Origin of the sequence: Erythrobacter cryptus DSM 12079, from assembly GCF_000422985.1 — a bacterium.
Classification (GTDB): domain Bacteria; phylum Pseudomonadota; class Alphaproteobacteria; order Sphingomonadales; family Sphingomonadaceae; genus Erythrobacter; species Erythrobacter cryptus.
Genome location: NZ_AUHC01000001.1, coordinates 468,830 through 490,108, shown reverse-complemented (window position 1 = coordinate 490,108; position 21,279 = coordinate 468,830). Strand labels below are relative to the sequence as shown.

Annotated in this window: 16 protein-coding genes; 7 read left to right on the top strand and 9 right to left on the bottom strand. The window is 68.9% G+C overall.

Going from position 1 to position 21,279, the window contains the following annotated elements:
• Positions 1-15: 15 nt before the first annotated feature.
• The 8 genes from lpdA to G524_RS14740 all read right to left on the bottom strand — a co-directional run bounded on the left by lpdA (position 16) and on the right by G524_RS14740 (position 9,922).
• Positions 16-1,422 (bottom strand): dihydrolipoyl dehydrogenase, encoded by a 1,407-nt coding sequence (gene lpdA / locus G524_RS0102345; RefSeq protein WP_027442264.1) that lies wholly within the window; start codon positions 1,420-1,422, stop codon positions 16-18.
• 51 nt (positions 1,423-1,473) lie between these two features.
• On the bottom strand, positions 1,474-2,751 hold the full coding sequence (gene odhB / locus G524_RS0102340; RefSeq protein ID WP_027442263.1) for a 2-oxoglutarate dehydrogenase complex dihydrolipoyllysine-residue succinyltransferase: 1,278 nt from the start codon (positions 2,749-2,751) through the stop codon (positions 1,474-1,476).
• A 53-nt stretch (positions 2,752-2,804) separates the two neighbouring features.
• Positions 2,805-5,600 carry a 2-oxoglutarate dehydrogenase E1 component gene (locus G524_RS0102335; RefSeq protein WP_027442262.1) on the bottom strand — a complete coding sequence of 932 codons (2,796 nt, stop codon included), beginning with the start codon at positions 5,598-5,600 and terminating at the stop codon, positions 2,805-2,807.
• Positions 5,601-5,682: 82 nt separating this feature from the next.
• A complete protein-coding gene (gene sucD, locus G524_RS0102330) occupies positions 5,683-6,573 on the bottom strand; it encodes a succinate--CoA ligase subunit alpha (RefSeq protein WP_027442261.1) in 891 nt (296 codons plus the stop codon).
• A gap of 10 nt (positions 6,574-6,583) precedes the next feature.
• Positions 6,584-7,054 (bottom strand): hypothetical protein, encoded by a 471-nt coding sequence (locus G524_RS0102325; protein ID WP_156893979.1) that lies wholly within the window; start codon positions 7,052-7,054, stop codon positions 6,584-6,586.
• Positions 7,047-8,009 (bottom strand): malate dehydrogenase, encoded by a 963-nt coding sequence (mdh, locus tag G524_RS0102320; protein ID WP_027442259.1) that lies wholly within the window; start codon positions 8,007-8,009, stop codon positions 7,047-7,049. The genes G524_RS0102325 and mdh overlap by 8 nt, the downstream gene beginning before the upstream one ends.
• 236 nt (positions 8,010-8,245) lie before the next feature.
• Positions 8,246-8,599, bottom strand: coding sequence for a hypothetical protein (locus tag G524_RS0102315; RefSeq protein WP_036857103.1), 354 nt, complete (start codon positions 8,597-8,599; stop codon positions 8,246-8,248).
• A gap of 156 nt (positions 8,600-8,755) precedes the next feature.
• Positions 8,756-9,922 carry a cell wall hydrolase gene (locus tag G524_RS14740; protein WP_245561267.1) on the bottom strand — a complete coding sequence of 389 codons (1,167 nt, stop codon included), beginning with the start codon at positions 9,920-9,922 and terminating at the stop codon, positions 8,756-8,758.
• A gap of 159 nt (positions 9,923-10,081) precedes the next feature.
• On the opposite strand from G524_RS14740, the gene G524_RS0102305 reads away from it, so the two are divergent.
• The 4 genes from G524_RS0102305 (at position 10,082) to uvrA (ending at position 16,046) form a co-directional block, all read left to right on the top strand.
• On the top strand, positions 10,082-10,954 hold the full coding sequence (locus G524_RS0102305) for an ABC transporter substrate-binding protein (RefSeq protein ID WP_245561266.1): 873 nt from the start codon (positions 10,082-10,084) through the stop codon (positions 10,952-10,954).
• Positions 10,951-11,949 (top strand): FecCD family ABC transporter permease, encoded by a 999-nt coding sequence (locus G524_RS0102300; RefSeq protein WP_027442256.1) that lies wholly within the window; start codon positions 10,951-10,953, stop codon positions 11,947-11,949. Before G524_RS0102305 ends, G524_RS0102300 begins: the two co-directional genes overlap by 4 nt.
• On the top strand, positions 11,949-12,695 hold the full coding sequence (locus G524_RS0102295; RefSeq protein ID WP_027442255.1) for an ABC transporter ATP-binding protein: 747 nt from the start codon (positions 11,949-11,951) through the stop codon (positions 12,693-12,695). The genes G524_RS0102300 and G524_RS0102295 overlap by 1 nt, the downstream gene beginning before the upstream one ends.
• Before the next feature lie 453 nt (positions 12,696-13,148).
• A complete protein-coding gene (uvrA, locus tag G524_RS0102290; protein ID WP_027442254.1) occupies positions 13,149-16,046 on the top strand; it encodes an excinuclease ABC subunit UvrA in 2,898 nt (965 codons plus the stop codon).
• A gap of 53 nt (positions 16,047-16,099) precedes the next feature.
• Here uvrA and G524_RS0102285 read toward each other — a convergent pair whose 3' ends face one another.
• Positions 16,100-17,164 carry a succinylglutamate desuccinylase/aspartoacylase family protein gene (locus tag G524_RS0102285; RefSeq protein WP_027442253.1) on the bottom strand — a complete coding sequence of 355 codons (1,065 nt, stop codon included), beginning with the start codon at positions 17,162-17,164 and terminating at the stop codon, positions 16,100-16,102.
• Between the two features lie 160 nt (positions 17,165-17,324).
• On the opposite strand from G524_RS0102285, the gene smpB reads away from it, so the two are divergent.
• The 3 genes from smpB (at position 17,325) to G524_RS0102270 (ending at position 21,163) form a co-directional block, all read left to right on the top strand.
• A complete protein-coding gene (gene smpB / locus G524_RS0102280) occupies positions 17,325-17,807 on the top strand; it encodes an SsrA-binding protein SmpB (RefSeq protein WP_027442252.1) in 483 nt (160 codons plus the stop codon).
• Between the two features lie 227 nt (positions 17,808-18,034).
• Entirely contained in the window at positions 18,035-18,589 is a 555-nt protein-coding gene (locus G524_RS0102275) for a DUF2062 domain-containing protein (protein ID WP_027442251.1), read from the top strand.
• A 402-nt stretch (positions 18,590-18,991) separates the two neighbouring features.
• The gene (locus G524_RS0102270) at positions 18,992-21,163 is read left to right on the top strand and encodes a response regulator (protein WP_425387193.1); all 2,172 of its coding nucleotides are present in this window, start codon (positions 18,992-18,994) and stop codon (positions 21,161-21,163) included.
• The last annotated feature ends 116 nt before the right edge of the window (positions 21,164-21,279 follow it).

Sequence of the window (21,279 nt, the reverse complement as noted above, 5' to 3'; positions counted from 1 at the left end):
ATGCCGCAAGGCGGATCACATGTGAATGGGCTTGCCGCTCACCGCGATCGCCGCTTCCTTGACCGCCTCGGCATGGGTGGGGTGTGCGTGCGACGTCAGCGCGATGTCTTCAGCCGTGGCGCCGAATTCCATCGCTTGCACCGCCTGGGCGATCATCGTTCCGGCAAGGCTCGCGATCATCCACACGCCGAGCACCCGGTCGGTCTCGGCATCGGCGATGATCTTGACGAAGCCGGTGGTGTCACGGTTGGCCTTGGCGCGGCTGTTGGCGCTCATCGGGAACTTGCCGACCTTGACGGCAAAGCCCTTTTCCTTGGCCTGTTCCTCGGTGAGGCCCACCCCGGCGATTTCAGGCATGGTGTAAACCACGCTGGGGATGACCTCGCGGTTGACGATGCCGGTATGCCCGGCGATGTTTTCCGCCACGGCGTGACCCTCGTCCATGGCCTTGTGCGCGAGCATCGGCCCGGCGATGACATCGCCGATCGCCCAGATGCCCGGTACCGCGGTGCGGAAATCGGCATCAACCTCGATCTGCCCGCGCTGGTTGACGCTCAGCCCCGCCTTCTCCAGCGCGAGGCCCTCGGTGTTGGGCCGCCGCCCGATGGCAACCAGCACGTGGCTGGCCTCGAGGCTCTGCGGCTCGCCCCCGGCGGCCTTCTCGATGGCGAGGGTGACGCGCTTGCCCTTGACCTCGGCGCCGGTGACCTTGTGGCCGAGCATCAGCTCCATGCCCTGCTTCTTGAAGATGCGCCCCGCCTCCTTGCGCACCTCGCCATCCATGCCCGGCAGGAGCTGATCGAGGAACTCGATCACCGTGACCTTGGCCCCGAGCCGCCGCCAGACGCTGCCAAGCTCAAGCCCGATAACCCCGCCGCCGATCACCACCAGATGCTCGGGCACCTCGCCAAGCTCGAGCGCGCCGGTGGAATCGACGATGCGCTTGCCCGCATTGTCCACGGCAACGCCGGGCAGCGGGGTGACGCTCGAGCCGGTGGCGATCACGATGTCCCTGGCGGTGTGGACAGCATCGCCCACGCGCACGCTGTGCGCATCCTCAAAGGCGGCATGGCCCTTGATCCAGGTGACCTTGTTCTTCTTGAACAGGAACTCGATCCCGCCGGTCAGCTCGCTCACCGCCTTGGCCTTTTCGGCCATCATCTGCGCCAGATCGAGCTTGGGCGTAGCGCTGATGCCCCAGGCGGCAAAGTGCCCGCCGGCGGCTTCCTCGAACAGCTCCGAGGCGTGGAGCAGCGCCTTCGATGGGATGCAGCCGACATTGAGGCAGGTGCCGCCCAGCGTCGCGCGGCTTTCGACGCAGGCGGTCTTGAGGCCCAGCTGCGCGGCGCGGATCGCCGCCACATAGCCGCCTGGCCCGGCGCCGATGATGAGCACGTCGTAATCGTAGGAATGGTCAGCCATCTTGTTCCTCTTTCGTCATCCCGGAAGCGGCCGGGGGCGACGCGCAGCGCCTCAAAGATCGATGAGGATCCGGGTCGGGTCCTCGATCGCCTCCTTGATGATCTTGAGCGCGGTCACCGCCTCGCGCCCGTCGATCAGGCGGTGGTCATAGGACAGGGCGAGATACATCATCGGGCGGATCACGATCTGGCCGTCGCGCACCACCGGGCGATCCTCGATGCGGTGGAGCCCGAGCACCGCCGATTGCGGCGGATTGATGATCGGCGTACTCATCAGCGAGCCGAACACCCCGCCGTTGGAGATGGTGAAGGTGCCGCCGGCCATGTCCTCCATGGTGAGCGTGCCGGCCTTGGCGCGGGCGCCGAAATCGGCAATCTCGCGCTCGATCTCGGCAAAGCCCTTCTTGTCGGCATCGCGCACCACCGGGACCACGAGGCCATTGGGCGCGCTCACCGCCACCGAGATATCGACATAGTCGTGATAGACGATCTCATCGCCCTCGATATAGGCGTTGACCGCGGGAACGTCCTTCAGGGCAAGGCAGGCGGCCTTGGCGAAGAAGCCCATGAAGCCCAAACGGATGTCGTGCTTCTTGGCGAAGAGATCCTTGTATTTCTCGCGCGCTGCGATCACCGCGCTCATGTCGCAGTCGTTGAAGGTGGTAAGCATCGCCGCATTGTCCTGCGCGGCCTTGAGGCGCTTGGCGATGGTCTGGCGCATCCGCGTCATGCGCACGCGTTCGGTGTTGCGGCCCGCAGCCGCGGCTTGGGTGCCGGCAGCCGGGGCGGCGGCGGGGGCAGGCGCCGGGCTGGCGGCTGGGGCAGGCGCGCTCTTGGCGCGGGCCTGGGCGGCGGCGATCACGTCTTCCTTGGTCAGCCGCCCGTCCTTGCCGGTGCCCTTGATGGTCGAGGGATCGACCCCGTATTCGAGCACCGCGCGGCGCACCGCCGGAGACATGGTCTGGGCCGGGGTGAGCAGTTCCGCGCGTGCCGCCGGGGTGCTGGCCGTATCGGCCTTGGGTGCTGCGGGGGCAGGGGCAGCCGCGGGTGCCGAGGCGGACTCGGCCTTGGGCGCGCTGGCTCCGGCTGCGGCGCCTTCGGCGATCAGCGCGATCACCGCCCCCACCTCGACCGTATCGCCCACCGCGGCGCGGTGCTCGGTCAGCACGCCCGCGACCGGCGAGGGCACATCGACCGCGACCTTGTCGGTTTCGAGGCTGGCGATCGGCTCGTCCGCGGCGACCGCATCGCCGGGCTGCTTGAGCCATTCGGCAATGGTGCCTTCGGTGACCGATTCGCCAAGGGCGGGGACTTTGATTTCGGTTGCCATGAAAGGGGTTCCTGGAATGACGTGCTATCGGGGTGTAAGGGGGCTGCGGCGGCTCACAGCCCCAGGGCCTCGGCGACCAGCGCCTCCTGCTGGGCCTTGTGGCGGCTGGCAAGGCCGGTGGCGGGCGAAGCGGCGGCCTCGCGCCCGGCATAGATCGGGCGCATGCCGGCATGGCCCGCCGCGGTGAGCGCCGCCTCGATCCGCTCGTTGACATAGAACCAGGCGCCGTTGTTGCGCGGCTCCTCCTGGCACCACACCACTTCCTTGAGGCCCGTCATGCGCTTGAGGCGGATGCTGAGCGGATCGCCGGGGAAGGGGAAGAGCTGCTCGATCCGCACGATCGAGATGTCCTCGATCCCGGCGGCGTCGCGCGCCTCGATCAGCTCATAGGCCACCTTGCCCGAGCACAGCACGAGGCGGCGGATCTTGTCGTCCGGGATTGCGCGCGTGTCGGAAAGGATGCGGCGGAACTGCTTGTCACCGACAAAATCGGCCTTGCTGCTGCGCGCCATCGGATGGCGCAGCAGCGACTTGGGGCTCATGATGATCAGCGGCTTCCTGAAATTGCGCAGCATCTGCCGGCGCAGCACGTGGAAGTAGTTGGCCGGCGTGGTGATGTTGCACACGCACATATTGTCATCGGCGCACAGCTGGAGGAAGCGCTCGAGCCGCGCCGAGGAGTGCTCCGGCCCCTGGCCCTCGTAACCGTGCGGCAGGAGCATCACGAGGCCATTGGCGCGCAGCCACTTGCTCTCGCCGCTGGCGACGAACTGATCGATCATGATCTGCGCGCCATTGGCAAAGTCGCCGAACTGGCCTTCCCACAGCACCAGGCACTTGGGATCGGCCATGGCATAGCCATATTCAAAGCCGAGCACGCCATATTCGGACAGCGGGCTGTCGTGCACCTCGAAGCGGCCATGCGGCAGGGTGGAGAGCGGCACATATTTGCGCTCGGTCTTCTGATCCACCCACACCGCGTGGCGCTGCGAGAAGGTGCCGCGGCCCGAATCCTGGCCCGAAAGCCGCACCCCGAAGCCCTGCATCACCAGGCTGCCGAAGGCGAGCGCCTCGGCGGTGGCCCAGTCGAAGCCCTCGCCGGTGGCAAACATCTCGCGCTTGGCGGCAAGCACGCGCTCGAGGGTCTTGTGGATCTCGAGGTCGGCGGGGACTTCGGTGAGCACCCGGCCGAGCGAGTCGATCATCTTGGGTTCGATCCCGGTCTCGACGCTGCGGCGCGCGGTCTCGGGGTCGGCGGGCTTGTTGAGCCCGGCCCAGCGCCCGCCGAACCAGTCGGCCTCGTTGGCCTTGTAGGTCTTGCCGGCCTCGAACTCGGCATCGAGCAGCTTGACGAACTCGGCTGCGATCGCCTCACGCGTACCCGGCGCCACCACGCCCTCGCGGATCAACCGCTGCTCATAGATTACGCTGACCTTGGGGTGCTGGCGGATCTTGTCATACATCAGCGGCTGGGTGAACTTGGGCTCATCACCCTCGTTGTGGCCGAAGCGGCGATAGCACCACATGTCGATCACCACGTCGCGGTGGAAGGTCTGGCGATATTCGACCGCGAGCTTGCAGGCGAAGGTCACCGCCTCGGGATCGTCGCCATTGACGTGGAGGATCGGCGCCATCACGCCCTTGGCCACATCGCTGGGATAGGGCGAGGAGCGCGCGAATTTCGGCGAAGTGGTGAAGCCGATCTGGTTGTTGATGATGAAGTGGATGCAACCGCCGGTGTCATAGCCCGGCACGCCCGAGAGCGAGAGGCTTTCCCACACCACGCCCTGCCCGGCAAAGGCGGCATCGCCGTGGATCAGCACCGGGAGCACCTGGCTCTTGGTCTTGAGATCATCACGGATGGTCTGCTGCGCACGGGTCTTGCCGAGCACCACCGGATTGACCGCCTCGAGGTGCGAGGGATTGGGCACCAGGCTCATGTGCACGCTGATCCCGTCAAACTCGCGATCGGTCGAGGTGCCGAGGTGATACTTGACGTCGCCCGAGCCGCCGACATCCTCGGGGTTGGCGCTGCCGCCCGAAAACTCGTGGAAGATCACGCGGTAGGGCTTGGCCATGACGTTGGCGAGCACATTGAGACGCCCGCGATGGGCCATGCCATAGACGATCTCGCGCACGCCCGCGCTGCCGCCATGCTTGATCACCGCCTCGAGCGCGGGGATCATCGATTCCCCGCCATCAAGCCCGAAGCGCTTGGTGCCGACATATTTCTTGGCGAGGAATTCCTCGTATTGCTCCCCGCGCAGCACCGCGGCAAGGATCGCCTTCTTGCCTTCGGGGGTGAACTGGATCGTCTCGCCCGGGCTTTCAAACTTGTCCTGGAGGAAGCGGCGCTCCTCGGTGTCGGCGATGTGCATGTATTCGAGGCCGACCTTGCCGCAATAGACCTCGCGCAGGCGCTGGTGGAGCTTGCCCACGGTGGTCCACTGCATGCCGAGCACCCCGCCGACATAGACCTCCTCGTGTTCCTTGCCCGCAAGGCCATGCCATTCAAGCGTGAGGTCGGCCGGGCCGGTGCGGTCGGCAAGGCCGAGCGGATCGAGGTCGGCGGCCATGTGCCCGCGTACGCGGTAAAGCCGCACCAGGGTCATCGCCGCGATCGAGAGCGCGGCGGCCTTCTCGATCGCCGCCGGATCGGCAGGGCGCCCCGTGTCTTTCGCCGCCTTGGCGATGGCGAGCTTCATCGCGGTGGGATCGAGCGCGGCGGTGAGGTCTTCGCCGCTGCCGGCCAGCGTGTCGAGCCAGCCGGAGCGCGCCCAGGAGGGGCCGGGCTGGGGGCCTTCCTGATCGGTGAGGGCGGGGATGAGGTTGTGCGCTTCGTTACCCATGTCGGGGCTCCCGGGGAGGAGAAAAATGCAAGGAGTTTGGATTGGCCCCCCGCCCGTGTGCGGGAGGCCGTTCTTCAGTGGTTCAGGCGTGCTCCTTCAGCATCGCGGCGAGGGTTTCACCGAGGAGCGAGGGCGAGGGGGAGACACGGATGCCCGCATCTTCCATCGCCGCGATCTTGTCTTCGGCGCCGCCCTGGCCGCCCGAGACGATCGCGCCGGCATGGCCCATGCGGCGTCCGGGAGGGGCGGTGCGCCCGGCGATGAAGCCGACCATGGGCTTCTTGCGGCCCTTGGCGGCTTCGCGCTTGATGAAGGCGGCGGCTTCTTCTTCGGCCGTGCCGCCGATCTCGCCGATCATGATGATCGATTCGGTTTCGGGATCGTCGAGGAACAGGTCGAGCACGTCGATGAAATTGGTGCCGTTGACCGGGTCGCCGCCGATGCCGACCGCGGTCGATTGCCCGAGGCCGACCATGGTCGTCTGGTGCACGGCTTCATAGGTGAGCGTGCCCGAACGGCTGACGATGCCGACCGAGCCCTTCTTGAAGATATTGGCCGGCATGATCCCGATCTTGCACTCATCCGGGGTCAGCACACCGGGGCAGTTGGGGCCGATGAGGCGCGACTTCGAGCCTTGGAGCGCGCGCTTGACCGGCACCATGTCGAGCACCGGAATGCCTTCGGTGATGCAGATGATGAGCTCGATCTCGGCATCGATGGCTTCGCAGATCGCGTCGGCGGCAAAGGGCGGGGGCACGTAGATGCACGAGGCGGTCGCGCCGGTTGCGGCCTTGGCCTCGCGCACGGTGTCGAACTGGGGGATGCCGATATGGGTGGTGCCGCCCTTGCCCGGGGTGACGCCCGCGACCATCTGCGTCCCGTAGTCGAGCGCGGCCTGGGTGTGGAAGGTGCCGGTGTTGCCTGTCATCCCCTGGGTGATGACCTTGGTGTCTTTGTTTACGAGGATGGACATTCAGTAGCTCCTAGAAGGCAGCGCCGATAAGACGGATTTTGGGTTTGTCGGACGTATTGTCCGTGAAGAATTGCAGGCCGCGGGCATTTTCCCCTTTGCCGAACATCCAGATAAGACTGTCCGTCTGGTCCAAGGGCTTCTGCTTCAGCAAGACCTCGAAGGCGGTGCGCATCTGCTTTTGCTGGTCTTGCGAAGGTAGCGTCGCTTCCACCACGCAGATGCGTGACACGCCATCGGGATCAGCCGGGAAGGTCACCTTTACGGGCAGGCCTTTGGCGGCGAGATAGCTACCGTCGTCCTGCTTTTCCCAGTTGGCATCGCCATCGAAGTTCGACCTGTCAGCACCATTCTTCCCTGCCGCGAGGACGCAGGAGGTTGCGCCCTCCATCGCCCGAACGAGCGTCGCCGGGTCTTCTTGCGCATGGGCAGAAGACCCCAGCAACGCTGCTAGCATTGCTGCAGAGAGGAACAGTTTACGCAAGGCTGCTATCCAGCGCCTTGCACGCCTCGAGCAGTTCCTTGACCGCATCGATGCTGACCTGGAGGTTGGCCTTTTCCTCGTCCGAGAGGCTGATCTCGATCACGTCCTCCGCGCCGCCCGCGCCGATCACCGCCGGCACGCCGACATAGAGCCCATCAAGCCCATACTTGCCCTCCACATGCACGGCGCAGGGCAGGATGCGCTTCTGGTCGTAGAGATAGGCCTCGGCCATCGCGATCGCGCTGGTGGCAGGCGCGTAATAGGCCGAGCCGGTCTTGAGCAGGGCCACGATCTCGCCCCCGCCCGAGCGAGTGCGCTGGACGATCTCGGCGAGGCGGTCTTCGGAGATGCCCTTGATCTTGGCCATGTCCTTCACCGGGATGCCGTTGATGGTCGAATAAGAGAGCACCGGCACCATGGTGTCGCCATGGCCGCCGAGGACGAAGGCGTTCACGTCCTTCACCGAAACGCCGAATTCCCAGGCAAGGAAGGTGGCAAAGCGCGCCGAATCGAGCACGCCCGCCATGCCCACGACCTTGTTGGCCGGAAGGCCCGAGAACTCGCGCAGCGCCCAGACCATCGCGTCAAGCGGATTGGTGATGCAGATCACGAAGGCGTTGGGGCAATTGTCACGGATGCCTTCGCCCACCGCCTTCATCACCTTCAGATTGATGCCGAGCAGGTCATCGCGGCACATGCCGGGCTTTCGCGCCACGCCCGCGGTGACGATCACCACGTCGGCGTCGGCGATGTCGGCATAATCGTTCGAGCCGATGATGCGCGCATCGAATCCTTCCACCGGGCCACACTGGGAAAGGTCGAGCGCCTTGCCCTGGGGCACGCCTTCGACCACGTCGAACAGCACGATATCGCCGAGTCCCTTCATCGCGGCCAGGTGCGCGAGCGTGCCGCCGATATTGCCGGCACCAACGAGGGCGATTTTCTTGCGGGCCATGTCCTGAGGCTTCCTTCCCTGATCGAGCGGGACGAAGAGGCACACGAAGAACAGCGGCGCCCGCCCCCGTCCCAAGCAGCAGGCGCCGGTCACCCGGCGGGCGGTAAGCCGGCTCAAGCCCGATTGCAACCGCCAAAAGCTCGGGAATGGCAACTATCTTTGCAAACAGTTCGCAATCGCAATAAGGCAGGGATGCACGTCATCCTGCTGCACCGCCTCGGCGCTGTCTTTCGCGCTCATGCCGCCGGGGCGGGGGCGCCTGCCGCTACGGCGCGGCGGCGGTCGAACAGCGCGGTGATTGCCAGCCAGTGCGCGCGTGCCTCGGTATCGCCGGCAAGGCCGGCCTCGTGCGCCTCGGCCAGCGCCGCCTCGGCCGCGGCAAGGCCGTGCACGGCAAAGTGGCGCAGCGCCGCGATCAGCATCGGCTCGAAGGGCGCCGCGCCTGCCTGCAAAGCCAGCGCGGCACCTGGCGCCGCCGCGGGATTGTCATTGGCTGCGCGCGCCAGCGCCGGCGCTAGAAGCCCGCGCCGGGCGGCCCGCCAGCCGAGGCGGCGCAGCGGATGGTTGGTCGAGGCAAAGCGGACGGACATGGTGCGGTTCCCGGCAAGAAAGCTCTCGCCTCGGGCCCGCGGGCCGCGGCGATCGGCTGCGCCTCTAGGCCCCGCCGCGCTAAGGCGCGGTGTGCGATCAGGGTTTCGTAGGCCTTAACCCTGTTGTGCGCACGGGCGCGTTGACCGGGGTTGGCCCTATTCGCCTTCGCCCGATGCGGCGCCTGCCGCGGCGCCCGGCACGGGGCGCGGCGTCGGATTGGCCTTCCACTGGCCGGCGCGGGCATATTCGGGGCGCACCGATCCGGCCCCGCTCGCTGGCTCGGCCAACCGTGCTGCCGGGCTGGCAGCGGGGGCGGGCGCGCTTGCCGCGATGGGCTGGGAGGCAAGGCGCGGACGATGTCCCACGGGCGGCGCCGTCGGCGCGGCGCTCGCCAACCCCGCCGCTGCTGCCGCGGTCGGCGCAACCGGAGCGGTGCGGCCCGAGACCACTGGCTCAAACCCCGCATAGGCCGAGCGGAACGCGCCGGCCTGCCCACTCGCCCCGCGGTTGCGGTAGAAGCGGTGCGCCCCGATCGTGCCGATATGTTCAAGCCTCGCGGCCCAGGGCGGACGGACCCACAAGGTGTGGTAATGGGTGGCAAGCCCGATCGGGGCATAGACGCTCCCCGCCAGCGCTTCGGCGGCGATCCGGCGGGCCTGCGCCCAGCTCGCGCCGCCCGGCCGGCGCGCAAGGCTGCCATCGCAGGTAAAGGTGAACTGGCACCCGCTGGCGCGTTCGGCACCCTGATAGACTACCCCGCACACGCTCGCTGGCCAGGCCGGATGCGCCACCCGGTTCAGCACCACCTGCGCCACCGCGCGCTGGCCCGCCTCGCTCTCGCTCGCCGCCTCGTACCAGATCGCCTGGGCGAGGCATTCGAGCGCGCGGCCATGGGTGATGCCGACCCCGGGGGAGAAGAACGGGCGGGCCGGATCGCCGACATCGATGAGCGCGCCAAGATCGCGCCCGCCTTCGCCCCCGTTCGTGTGCGGATCCTCCGCCGGCAGGGCAACAAGCGCGCTGCCGGGCGGATCGGCCATGTAGAAATAGGCCGAGCCAGGAAAGCTCATCCCCGGTCGCTCGAAGGGCAGCGCGGCCTCGGCCGCGGCGCGCAGCGCCAGCGAGGCTTCGCCTTCGACCGCAGGGCCGGGCAGGCTGGAAAGCCCTGTTCCCGAAAGCGTCGGCGCTGCCATTGCCGGCACGGTGATCGCCGCGCCCAGCACCGCGAGGCGCTTGCGCCAATTGTTGCGCGCACGCACACACCCGTTGCGCCGCGTGGCGGCAGCAGGGGAGGGAGCAGCAAGGGCGGGGCGGCGGGTCATCTTGCGCCCCGCTTCTAGGCTGATCCGCGCCAGCCAGCGAGGAGGCCGGCTGCCCGCGTCCCGAAACCGGACACCCCGAAGGCGGCTGATTGCCGGTTCAGCGGCATCGGGGCCTGCACCTTGCCCGGCGCCGCGCGCCGCCCTATCGAGGCCGCGACCATGGCGCACAGGCACGACCGGAGAGACACAGGGCGCGCCCGCAGCGCGGCGCTCACGCTGCTTCTCGCCGCACTCGCCATGACGGGCTGCGCCCCCGCCGTGCCTGCGACAGACAAGATGCAGCACGACAGGCCCCGGCCCACCATCGTCAGCCTCAACCCCTGTCTTGATGCCATCCTCGTCGAGATCGCCGCGCCGGGGCAGGTGCTGGCGCTCTCGCACTACAGCCGCGATCCGGCCTCCAGCTCGATTGCGCCCGAGGTGGCGGCGCGCCATCGCTTCACCGGTGGCAGCGCCGAGGAGGTGATCGCGCTGAGGCCCGATCTGGTGCTCGCCTCGATCTTCCTGCCCGCGCCCACGCGCCGCGCGCTCGAGGCCGCGGGGCTGAAGGTCGCAACCTTCGGCAGCCCCACCAGCATCGCCCAAAGCGCAGCGCAAGTGCGCGAAGTGGCCCGGCTGGCGCGGCGCGAGGGCGCCGGGGCGGCGCTGGCCGCGCGCATCGCCGCTCGCCCGGCACCGCCCCCCGGCCCGGCGCCGCGCGCTCTGCTGTGGCAGCCGGGCGAGATCACCGCGGGCGAGGCGACGCTCATCGCCCAATTGCTGCGCGAGGCCGGCTTTGCGAGCCACGCCGCGGCGCGCGGGCTCGGGCAGGCCGACCGGGTCAGCCTCGAACAGGTGCTCGCCGATCCGCCGCAGGTGCTGCTCATCGCCGGGGACGAGGCAGGCCAGCGCCACCCGGTGCTGCGCGCGGGCCTGCCCGGCACCCACATTGCCCGCTTCGATCCGCGGCTGCTCTATTGCGGCGGGCCGACCATTCCCCGCGCCCGCGCCCGGCTGGCGGCGATCCGTGCCGCCGCGATCCGCCAGCCATGAGCCGCGCCAGCCTTGCCTTTGCCGCGCTGCTGGCGCTGCTGGTGCCGCTCTCGCTGCTTGCCGGGCGGGTGTTGATCGCCCCCTGGGCCGAGGGACCGGCCAATGCCGCGTTGATCCTTGCCGAACTGCGCGCCCCGCGCGCGGCGCTGGCGCTGGTGATCGGCGCCGGGCTGGGGGCGGCCGGGGCGGCGATGCAGGGCTATCTGCGCAATTCGCTGGCCGACCCGGGCCTGTTTGGAATAGCCCCCATGGCCGCGCTGGGCGCGGTGGCGAGCTTCTGGGCGCGCCCTTTGCTCCCCGCCGCGCTCGCCGATTGGGCGCTGCCCGGGCTGGCGCTCGCCGGCGCGGGGCTGGGCATGGCCGCCCTCGCGCTCATCGCCGGGCGCAGCACCAGCGACGGCGCAGGCGGGGCGGGCAGCGGCATTGCCCTTTTCACCCTCGCCGGGCTGATGCTGGCGAGCCTTGCCGGGGCGCTCACTGCGCTTGCGATCACGCTTGCGCCCAATGCCTTTGCCCTGTCCGAGATCGTGCTGTGGCTCAACGGCGCGCTGACCGATCGCTCCTGGCGCGAGGTCGCGCTCGCCGCGCCGCTCGTCCTTGCCGGGATTGCGGTGCTGCTGCGCGCCGCCCCGGCGCTCGATGCGCTGACGCTCGGCGAGGCGGCGGCGCGCTCGCTCGGGGTCGATGCGCGCCGCCTGCTGCTGCTGCTGGTGGTGGGCGTGGGGCTGACGGTCGGCGCGAGCGTGGCGGTGGCGGGGATCATCGGCTTTGTCGGTCTGATCGTCCCCCACCTCGTGCGCCCGCTCACCGATCGCCTGCCCTCGAGCCTGCTGGTGCCGAGCGCGCTTGCGGGCGCAGCCCTCGTGCTGGCGGCAGACAGCCTGGTGCGCATCCTGCCGCTGGTGACCGAGCTGCGGCTCGGCATTGCCCTTTCGCTGATCGGCGCGCCGTTCTTCGGCTACCTGCTGATGAAGATGCGAAGGGGGCTGGTGTGATGCTGGCGACCGAGGATCTGGCGCTGGTGCGCGGCGGGCGCGAGGTCATCTCCGGCCTGTCACTGGCGCTTGCGCCGGGGCGGATCGTGGCGCTGGTCGGCCCCAACGGGGCGGGCAAATCCTCGCTGCTGATGGGGCTGGCCGGGCTGATCGCCCCGGCGCGCGGATCGGTCAGCCTCGATGGGGAGGTGCTGGCCGGGCTTTCCCCGAAAGCGCGGGCGAGGGCCTTGGGCTATCTCCCGCAAGAGGGCGCTCTTGCCTGGGACGTCGCGGTCGAGGTGCTGGTGGCGCTTGGGCGCCTGCCCTGGGGCGATCGCGGCAGCGCCGCGATCGAGGCGGCGCTCGGTGCGCTCGATCTCCTCCATCTGCGCCGGCGCCCGGTGAGCGCGCTTTCGGGCGGAGAGCGTGCGCGGGCGCTGCTCGCCCGGGTGCTGGCGGGAGAACCGCGCTGGATCCTCGCCGATGAGCCGCTCGCCGCGCTCGATCTGGCACATCAGCTCGCGCTGCTCGCCCATTTGCGCGCCTGCGCCGATGCCGGGCAGGGGGTGGTGATGGTGCTCCACGATCTGGCCCTCGCGATGAACCATGCCGATCACGTGGTGGTGCTTGACGAAGGCCGCCTCGCTGCCCAGGGCCCGCCGGCCGAGGCGCTTACCGAGGAGGTGATCGCGCGCGTCTGGAGCGTGCGCGCCCACTGGCTGGGCCCGCCCGGGGCGCGGGCGCTGGTGAGCACAGGCCTGCCTTGACAAATCAGGCCGGGACGCAAGGCCCGGGCGCTTGGGGGATGCCCGGTCTTGCCTTGTCCCGGCCCTCGGCCGATCGGTGTGGTGCGCCAGGGTGCGACCCTGAAAGGCCCCGGCGGCGATCGGCTGGAGAGTGGCCCAAGCAATGGCCCAATTGGCACCGGCGGGCGACTTAAGATTTTCTGTAGGGGGGCACTGGATCGTCCCAGATCGCTGAAATGTAATCAGAAAGATCATGGCAAAGGGCCGGCGCGGCGGCACTGGCCGGCCGTGCTGCCGGCGGTCCGCAAGGCCTCTCCCCGCCGCGAGCCGACGCGCAGCGCCCCTGCGCGGATCAAGCCCGGCGCTTGCGCGTTGCATCACTCTCACCCTAGAGGCTCCCGTCACCGTGGGCAGGTCTCGCCCCGGGGCCGGGGCGCTTGCCACGCGCGAACAAATCTGGAACACACCCCTCTCATGAGCCTCACCACCATCTCGGTTCGCGGTGCGCGCGAGCACAATCTCAAGGGCATCGACATCGATCTGCCGCGCGACAAGCTGATCGTCATCACCGGGCTTTCGGGCAGCGGCAAGTCGAGCCTTGCCTTCGACACCATCTATGCCGAGGGCCAGCGCCGCTATGTCGAGAGCCTTTCGGCCTATGCGCGCCAGTTTCTCGAGATGATGCACAAGCCCGATGTCGAGCATATCGACGGGCTGTCCCCGGCGATCAGTATCGAGCAGAAGACCACCAGCCGCAACCCGCGCTCGACGGTTGCCACCGTCACCGAGATCTATGATTACATGCGCCTGCTCTGGGCGCGGGTAGGGGTGCCGCATTCGCCCGCAACGGGCCTGCCGATCACCGCCCAGACAGTGAGCCAGATGGTCGATCGGGTGATGGCCCTGCCCGAGGGCACGCGCCTCTACCTGCTCGCGCCGGTCGTGCGCGGGCGCAAGGGCGAATACAGGAAGGAGCTGGCCGAATGGCAGCGCCAGGGCTTTGCCCGGGTGCGGATCGACGGGGAGATCTACCCCATCGAGGAGGCCCCGGCGCTCGACAAGAAGTTCAAGCACGATATCGAGGTGGTGATCGATCGCCTGGCGGTGCGTGAGGGCATCGAGACCCGCCTTGCCGAAAGCTTCGAGACCGCGCTCAAGCTGGCCGAGGGCCTTGCCTATGTCGATCTGGCTGACGGCGTGGTGCCCGGGCGCGAGGGCGAGGATCAGGGCGCGGGCAATCTCAAGGGCGCAGGCCTGCCGCCCAACCGCATCGTCTTTTCCGAGAAGTTCGCCTGCCCGGTCTCGGGCTTCACCATCGAGGAGATCGAGCCGCGGCTGTTCTCCTTCAACGCGCCGCAAGGGGCCTGCCCGGCCTGCGACGGGATCGGCGAGAAGATGCTGTTCGATCCGCAGCTGGTGGTGCCCAACGAGGCTCTGAGCCTCAAGCAGGGCGCGGTGGTGCCCTGGGCCAAGTCCAACCCGCCCAGCCCCTATTACATGCAGGTGCTGGCCAGCCTCGCCAAGGCCTATGGCTTTGATCTCGATACGCCGTGGAAGGCGCTTGCGCCTGAACAGCGCGAGATCATCCTCCACGGCACGGGGGGCATGGCGGTGCCGCTCACCTTCCGCGACGGGCGGCGCGAATACACCGTGATGAAGCCCTTCGAGGGGGTGATCGGCAATCTTTCCCGCCGCTTGATGCAGACCGAAAGCGCCTGGATGCAGGAGGAGCTGGCCAAGTATCAGACCGCACAAGCCTGCGAGACCTGCGGCGGCAAGCGCCTCAACGAGAAGGCGCTGAGCGTGAAGGTCGCGGGCGTCGATATCGCCACGCCAGTGGCGATGAGCGTTGCCGATGCGCGCGCCTGGTTTGCCGCGCTCGAAGACCAGCTTGGCCCGCAGCAGCGCCAGATCGCCCGCGCGATCCTCAAGGAAATCAACGAGCGGCTGGGCTTTCTCGACAATGTCGGGCTTGATTACCTCAACCTCGATCGCACCAGCGGCACGCTCTCGGGCGGGGAGAGCCAGCGCATCCGCCTTGCCAGCCAGATCGGCAGCGGGCTGTCGGGCGTGCTCTACGTGCTCGACGAGCCTTCGATCGGGCTCCACCAGCGCGATAATGACCGCCTGCTCGCCACGCTCAAGCGCCTGCGCGACCTCGGCAACACGGTGATCGTGGTCGAGCACGACGAGGATGCGATCCGCGCGGCCGATCATATCGTTGATCTTGGCCCCGGCGCCGGGGTGCATGGCGGCGAGGTGGTGGCGCAGGGGAGCCTCAAGGACATCCTCAAGGCCAAGGGGAGCCTCACCGCGGACTACCTCAGCGGCAAGCGCAGGATCGAGGTGCCCACATCCCGGCGCAAGGGCAATGGCCATGCCATCACCGTGCGCAACGCGCGCGCCAACAATCTGAAGGGCGTCACCGCGCGCTTCCCGCTCGGCACCTTCACCTGCGTGACGGGCGTTTCGGGCAGCGGCAAATCGACCCTCACGCTCGACACGCTCCAGGCTGCCGCCGCCCGCGTACTCAACGGCGCGCGGGTGATCGCCGGGGCGCATGATGCGATCGAGGGGCTCGAATATTGCGACAAGGTGATCGAGATCGACCAGTCGCCGATCGGTCGCACCCCGCGCTCGAACCCCGCCACCTACACCGGTGCCTTCACCCAGATCCGCGACTGGTTTGCAGGCCTGCCCGAAGCCCAGGCGCGTGGCTACAAGCCCGGGCGCTTTTCCTTCAACGTCAAGGGCGGGCGCTGCGAGGCCTGCCAGGGCGATGGCCTCATCAAGATCGAAATGCACTTCCTGCCAGACGTTTACGTCACCTGCGAGGAATGCGGGGGCAAGCGCTACAACCGCGAGACGCTCGAGGTGAAGTTCAAGGGCCACTCGATCGCCGACGTGCTCGACATGACGATCGAGGACGCGGAAGAGTTCTTCAAGGCGGTGCCGCCGATCCGCGAGAAGATGCGGATGCTGTGCGAAGTGGGGCTTGGCTATGTCAAGGTCGGCCAGCAGGCCACCACGCTCTCAGGCGGCGAGGCGCAGCGGGTCAAGCTTGCCAAGGAACTCGCCCGCCGCTCGACCGGGCAGACGCTCTATATCCTTGATGAACCCACCACCGGGCTGCATTTCGAGGATGTGCGAAAGCTCCTCGAGGTGCTCCACCGACTGGTCGATCAGGGCAACACCGTGGTGGTGATCGAGCACAATCTCGATGTCATCAAGACCGCCGACTGGATCATCGACCTTGGCCCCGAAGGCGGGGTGCGCGGGGGCGAGATCGTGGCGGAAGGAACGCCCGAGGAGATCGTCAAGGCCGCGCGCAGCCACACCGGGCGCTATCTCGCCCCGCTGCTCACACGGTGAGGGGCATAGCGCGCCGCCAAGCGCCCGCCGCCAAACACCTGCCGCCCGCCGCCTCAGACCACCTCGTCTTCGTCGAGCAGCGCCTCGGCCGAGCCTTCCGGCTCGCTTGCGAGGATCGCCTCGGTGATGCTCTCGATCCGCGCGCCCACCCGCTCGGGGTGGGGGATGTCGGCGATGTGGAACAGGGCATCGCCCTGGTGCACCACCGGCAGGGTGGCATGGCCGATGATGATCCCGTCGATCGGGCTGGTGACCTCGAGCGCCTCCTCGCCGAACAGCCCGCCGACCCGCGCCAGCACGTCGCCGCGGCGCACCGGCGCGCCCGATTCGCGCTCGATCAGCGCCACCCCGCCGCGCGGGGCGCGCACCCACACCGAGCGGTTGGCCCGCGCCGGGATGCCCACCGTGGTAAGGCCATCATCCTCCTCGACCATGCCCAGATGCGCCAGCACCCGGTGCACGCCGGCCACCCCGGTCTCGATCGACAGCCGGTCAAAGCGCAGCGCCTCGCCCGCCTCGAGCAGCAGCATGTCCACCCCTTGGCGGTGGGCAAGTTCGCGCAAGCTGCCATCGCGCAGCGGGCTTTCGATGATCACCGGGGCGCCAAAGGCCATGGCCAGCTCCACCAGCCGCTTGTTGCCCGCAGCGATGCGGATTTGCGGCAGGTTGTAGCGATGGATCGCGGCCGAATGGATGTCGATGCCGAGCGCACAGCGCTCCACCACCTCGCGGAAGAACACATGGGCCAGCTGCCCGGCCAGCGATCCCCCCGCGCTGCCGGGAAAGGAGCGGTTGAGATCGCGCCGGTCGGGCAGATAGCGCGAATGGGTGATGAAGCCGAAGATGTTGGCGACCGGCACCAGCAGCACCGTGCCGCTGAGCGCGCGCGGATCGAGTTCCTGCGCCAGCCGTTGAATCACCGCGGTGCCGACGATCTCGTCGCCATGGATCGCCGCGCTGACGAACACCGCCGGGCCGGGGCGCAGCCCGTGGAGCACCCGCACGGCCAGCGATGAGGTGGTGCCGGTGGCCATGGTGGTGATCGGAAAGTCGATCTCGGCACAGCTTCCCGGCGCCACCATGCGCCCGCCGATCGCAAAGGCCTGTGGCTCGTCCATCCCGCTCTCCCCCTTGGCTGCACCGCGTTCATGCGCCCCCGCGCCCCTCGGCCTTCATAGCCCTGGCACCGCCCCAGCGCAAAGCACGGGCAGCCTGCCGGCGCCGCCGTGCAATGCCCTCTCGCCTTTTGGCTGCGGCTTGCCTATGTCGCGCCCCCTTATGGCACGCCCCAAACCGCTCACCTTCGACAAGCAGAAGATCGTCGCCGAAAACCGGCGGGCGCGCTTCGACTATCATGTCGAGGACGTGCTCGAGGCCGGGCTGATGCTCCAGGGCACCGAGGTCAAGGCGCTGCGCGCGGGCGAGGCGAGCATCGCCGAAAGCTATGCCGAGGTGCGTGATGGCGAGGTCTGGCTGGTCAACGCCAATATCCCCGAATACAGCCACGGCAACCGCCTCAACCACGAGCCGCGCCGGCCGCGGAAGCTCTTGCTCCACGCGCGCGAGGTCAACCGCCTGCTCGGCGCGGTCGAGCGCAAGGGCATGACGCTGGTGCCGCTGTCGATCTATTTCAACCGCACCGGGCGGGCCAAGGTCGAACTGGCGCTGGCCAAGGGCAAGCAGACCCACGACAAGCGCGCCGCGATCAAGGAGCGCGACTGGAAGCGCGACAAGGCGCGGCTGATGCGCGAGCGCGGCTGAGCGCGCAGGGACTTCAAGGCAGGAAAGGCGGGCAGGGCGCAGGAAATGCACGCAAGGGCGATTCACCCACTGGTCAGATGCCCTGTGCTACCCATATGGGCACCTGCCATGCCCGCCGCCGCGCCCCCCGTTGCTGTTCTCGCGCTGCCGCCCCTTGTAGGAGTGCCGGCATGAGCGCGCCGCCACCCCCGCGGCGCGGGCTGGGCCTGCGCTCGAAGACCTGGGCGATGGATCTCATCCGCCGCCACACGCCCACGCGCGAGGAGATGGCGGCGAACAAGTATCTCGCGCCGATCGCGCACCGCTTCCTCTCGCCCGAATTGTGGCGCTTTACCCGCCGCTCGGTGCCGCGCGGGGTGGCGCTGGGGCTGTTTGCCGCCTTCATCATCCCGGTGGGGCAGATCTTCCTGGCCGCCTTCCTCGCCTTGCCGGCGCGCGCCAATGTGCCGCTGTCGGCGCTGGCGACCTTCATCACCAACCCCTTCACCCTGCCGTTCTGGCTGGTGGTGGCGAACAAGGTGGGCAATTTCACCCTCAGGCTCGATGCCGCCGGGCCGCAGCTGGCCCAGGCCACCGCCGAAAGCGGGCTGTGGAGCAGCGCGCTTGCCTTTGTCGAGATGGCCGGGGCCACCGCCTTCGGCTTTGCCGTGCTCGCGGTGGTGGCGCCCTCGATCGGCTACCTCGTGGCAAGCTGGGTGTGGCGGGTGGTGGTGGCGCGCAAGCGTGCGAAACGGTTGAAGATCATGGAAGCGCGGCTCGACCAGCGGCTCGGCGCGCAGTAAGCAGCCCGGCCATGGGTTTGAGGAGTGCCCCACGTGGCCCGCGCCGCCCTGCCTGATCCGCTCCCGCGTTCCGGCGCCGGCACCGGCACCGACAAGCGCATCGTCACCGGCACCGCCCTGCGTGAGGCGGCGCTGCGCCCGGCGCTGCTGCTGGGCCTTGCCGGCGCGCTGCTGGCAAGCGCGGGGGTGCTCTATCTTGCCACAACGAGCCTGGTGGCGGCGCTCGCCTTCGTGCTCGCCGCCGGGGTGATGCTCGGCGGCGTGGTGTTGCTCGACCAGCTCAAGGGCGCTCCGCGCGCCGAGCCGCTTGGCGCGCCCGACTGGAGCGTCACCCGCGCGGCGATCGAGGAGGTGGGCGAGCGCAATGGTGAGGCGATCGCCATCACCGACCGGGCCAACCGCATGGTCTGCGCCAACAGCCGCTTTCTCGAGGCCTTCGGCGCGGGCGCGGCGCCCCCGGCCCTGCCCTTTGGGCGCGCGGCGCGCGAGGCGGTGACGCTGCTTGCCCGCAGCGCCTGGCGCGATGGCACCGCCGCGATCGAGGGCGTGGCTGATGAAGACGGGAGGTTGTGGCACGTCTCGGCCCGGCGCGCCGGGCGGGGCGAGGATCACCTCATCTGGCGGCTGCGCCCCGATGCCGGTGGGCGCGGGAGCGAGCTTGATCTCGTCGACCTTTCCGGCCCCTTCGGCAAGATGCTGAGCCGCGCCGGGATCGAGACCGCGATCACCACCCAGGACGGGGTGATTCGCGCGGTCAGCGCCGGCTTTGCCGAGCGTGCCGCGGGCGATGCGCGCGCAACGCTGGTGGGGCAGGATTTCGTCAGTTTCCTGCGCACCGACGAGCGCGACCGCATCTTCTATGCCCGCGAGGGGCGCAGCGGCACCCCGCAGACGCTGGTGGATGTGCCGCTGGTCGATCCCGAGGCGCGGGTCGGCCCGGCGGGGCCGGACGAGGCGACCTCGCTGATGCTGCTGATCGACAGCGGGGTGGGGATCGGCGCGGGCTGGGACGGGGCCGGGCAGGCCGGGGTGGCGCAGCTCGAGGCGCTGCTGGCGCAATTGCCGCTCGGCCTTGCCATGACCGACCGCGACGGGCGCTTCCTGTTCGGCAACGAGGCCTTCCTGCGCAGCGTCGGGCGCGAGGGGCGGGGGCTGCCCGCCTTTCCCACCGATCTCGTCGTGCGCGAGGACAAGGCGGCGCTGTCCGATGCGGTGCGGCGCCACGGGCGCGGGCCGGCGATCAGCAGCAATGTCGCGGTGCGGCTGGTGGCCAGCCCCGAGGAGCCGGTCTCGCTCGGCCTTGCCGGGGTGCGCGGCCTGGGCGAGGCGGCGGTGCTGCTCAGCCTTGCCGATTCGAGCCAGGAAAACCAGCTGCGCCGCCAGGTTGCCCAGGCCACCAAGATGCAGGCGGTGGGCCAGCTCGCCGGCGGGGTGGCGCATGATTTCAACAACGTGCTTACCGCCATCATCGGCACCTGCGATCTGATGCTGCTGCGCCACATCCCGGGCGACAGCGACTATGACGACATCCAGCAGATCCGCGCCAATTCCAACCGCGCCGCCGCGCTCACCCGCCAGCTGCTCGCCTTCTCGCGCCAGCAGACCCTGCGGCCCGAGATCATCCAGCTGCCTGACGTGGTGAGCGAGGTCAGCCCGCTGATCAAGCGCCTGCTCGGCGGCAAGATCACCTTCTATGTCCAGCACGATCGCAACCTCGGCCCGGTGCGCGCCGATCCGCAGCAGCTGGAACAGGTGATCATGAACCTTGCGGTCAATGCCCGTGATGCGATCCAGGCGCGCGGCAATGGCAGCGGGCGGATCTCGCTCTACACCCGCGCGCTCAAGGCCAAGGAGGTGATCCAGCTCGGCTCGGAAGTGCTGCCCGCGGCCGATTACACCGTGCTCATCATGCAGGACACCGGCGGCGGCATCCCCCCGCATGTGCTGCCCAAGCTGTTCGAGCCGTTCTTCACCACCAAGGAGCAGGGCAAGGGCACCGGCCTCGGGCTTTCCACCGCCTACGGGATTGTCAAGCAATCGGGCGGGTTCATCTTTGCCGACAACGTGCTCGACAAGTCGGGGCGGCCCACCGGCGCGCGCTTTACCGTCTATCTGCCGGTGCACCACGGCCCGGCGCCGAGGAAGCGCGCCGCCCCGCCGCCTGCCTCCTCCGACTGGGCGGCAGGCGGAAGGGTGCTGCTGGTCGAGGACGAGGAGATGGTCCGGGCCGTGGCCGAACGCGCGCTTTCCCGCGCCGGCTATGAGGTCACCGCCTGTGCCGGGGGCGAGGAGGGCCTTGCCGCGATTGCCGCGGCCAAGGCTCCCTTCGACATCATCGTCACCGACGTGATGATGCCGGGGATGGACGGCCCGGCGATGGTGCGCGCCATCCGCGCGCGCCACCCGGCGATCCCGGTGCTGTTCATGTCGGGCTTTGCAGAGGACGTGCTGCGCCGCGACATCGACATTCCCGAGGTGCACTTCATCGCCAAGCCCTTCAGCGTCGCGGCGATCGCCGAAAAGGTCGGCGCGGTGCTGCGCGAGGCACGGGCCGAACAGCGCGCCGGGGGCTGAGCGGCCGCGCGTGCCGGCCCTGTTTCCGAAAGCCCAGCCCATTCCCCTTGGCTCACATTCACCTTGGATAAAGGCGCAGAAGCGTTCATCATCCGCGCAGCGGGGGAGAAGGGGAG

What these genes read in the sequence shown, in the direction of transcription:
- G524_RS0102285 (WP_027442253.1), bottom strand. Translation starts at nt 17,164, where the DNA reads ATGGACGAGCCACAGGCCTTTGCGATCGGCGGGCGCATGGTGGCGCCG.
- G524_RS0102315 (WP_036857103.1), bottom strand. Translation starts at nt 8,599, where the DNA reads ATGTCCGTCCGCTTTGCCTCGACCAACCATCCGCTGCGCCGCCTCGGC.
- mdh (WP_027442259.1), bottom strand. Translation starts at nt 8,009, where the DNA reads ATGGCCCGCAAGAAAATCGCCCTCGTTGGTGCCGGCAATATCGGCGGC.
- G524_RS14740 (WP_245561267.1), bottom strand. Translation starts at nt 9,922, where the DNA reads ATGACCCGCCGCCCCGCCCTTGCTGCTCCCTCCCCTGCTGCCGCCACG.
- G524_RS0102270 (WP_425387193.1), top strand. Translation starts at nt 18,992, where the DNA reads ATGGTCTGCGCCAACAGCCGCTTTCTCGAGGCCTTCGGCGCGGGCGCG.
- smpB (WP_027442252.1), top strand. Translation starts at nt 17,325, where the DNA reads ATGGCACGCCCCAAACCGCTCACCTTCGACAAGCAGAAGATCGTCGCC.
- G524_RS0102305 (WP_245561266.1), top strand. Translation starts at nt 10,082, where the DNA reads ATGGCGCACAGGCACGACCGGAGAGACACAGGGCGCGCCCGCAGCGCG.
- odhB (WP_027442263.1), bottom strand. Translation starts at nt 2,751, where the DNA reads ATGGCAACCGAAATCAAAGTCCCCGCCCTTGGCGAATCGGTCACCGAA.
- sucD (WP_027442261.1), bottom strand. Translation starts at nt 6,573, where the DNA reads ATGTCCATCCTCGTAAACAAAGACACCAAGGTCATCACCCAGGGGATG.
- uvrA (WP_027442254.1), top strand. Translation starts at nt 13,149, where the DNA reads ATGAGCCTCACCACCATCTCGGTTCGCGGTGCGCGCGAGCACAATCTC.
- G524_RS0102295 (WP_027442255.1), top strand. Translation starts at nt 11,949, where the DNA reads ATGCTGGCGACCGAGGATCTGGCGCTGGTGCGCGGCGGGCGCGAGGTC.
- G524_RS0102335 (WP_027442262.1), bottom strand. Translation starts at nt 5,600, where the DNA reads ATGGGTAACGAAGCGCACAACCTCATCCCCGCCCTCACCGATCAGGAA.
- G524_RS0102275 (WP_027442251.1), top strand. Translation starts at nt 18,035, where the DNA reads ATGGATCTCATCCGCCGCCACACGCCCACGCGCGAGGAGATGGCGGCG.
- lpdA (WP_027442264.1), bottom strand. Translation starts at nt 1,422, where the DNA reads ATGGCTGACCATTCCTACGATTACGACGTGCTCATCATCGGCGCCGGG.
- G524_RS0102300 (WP_027442256.1), top strand. Translation starts at nt 10,951, where the DNA reads ATGAGCCGCGCCAGCCTTGCCTTTGCCGCGCTGCTGGCGCTGCTGGTG.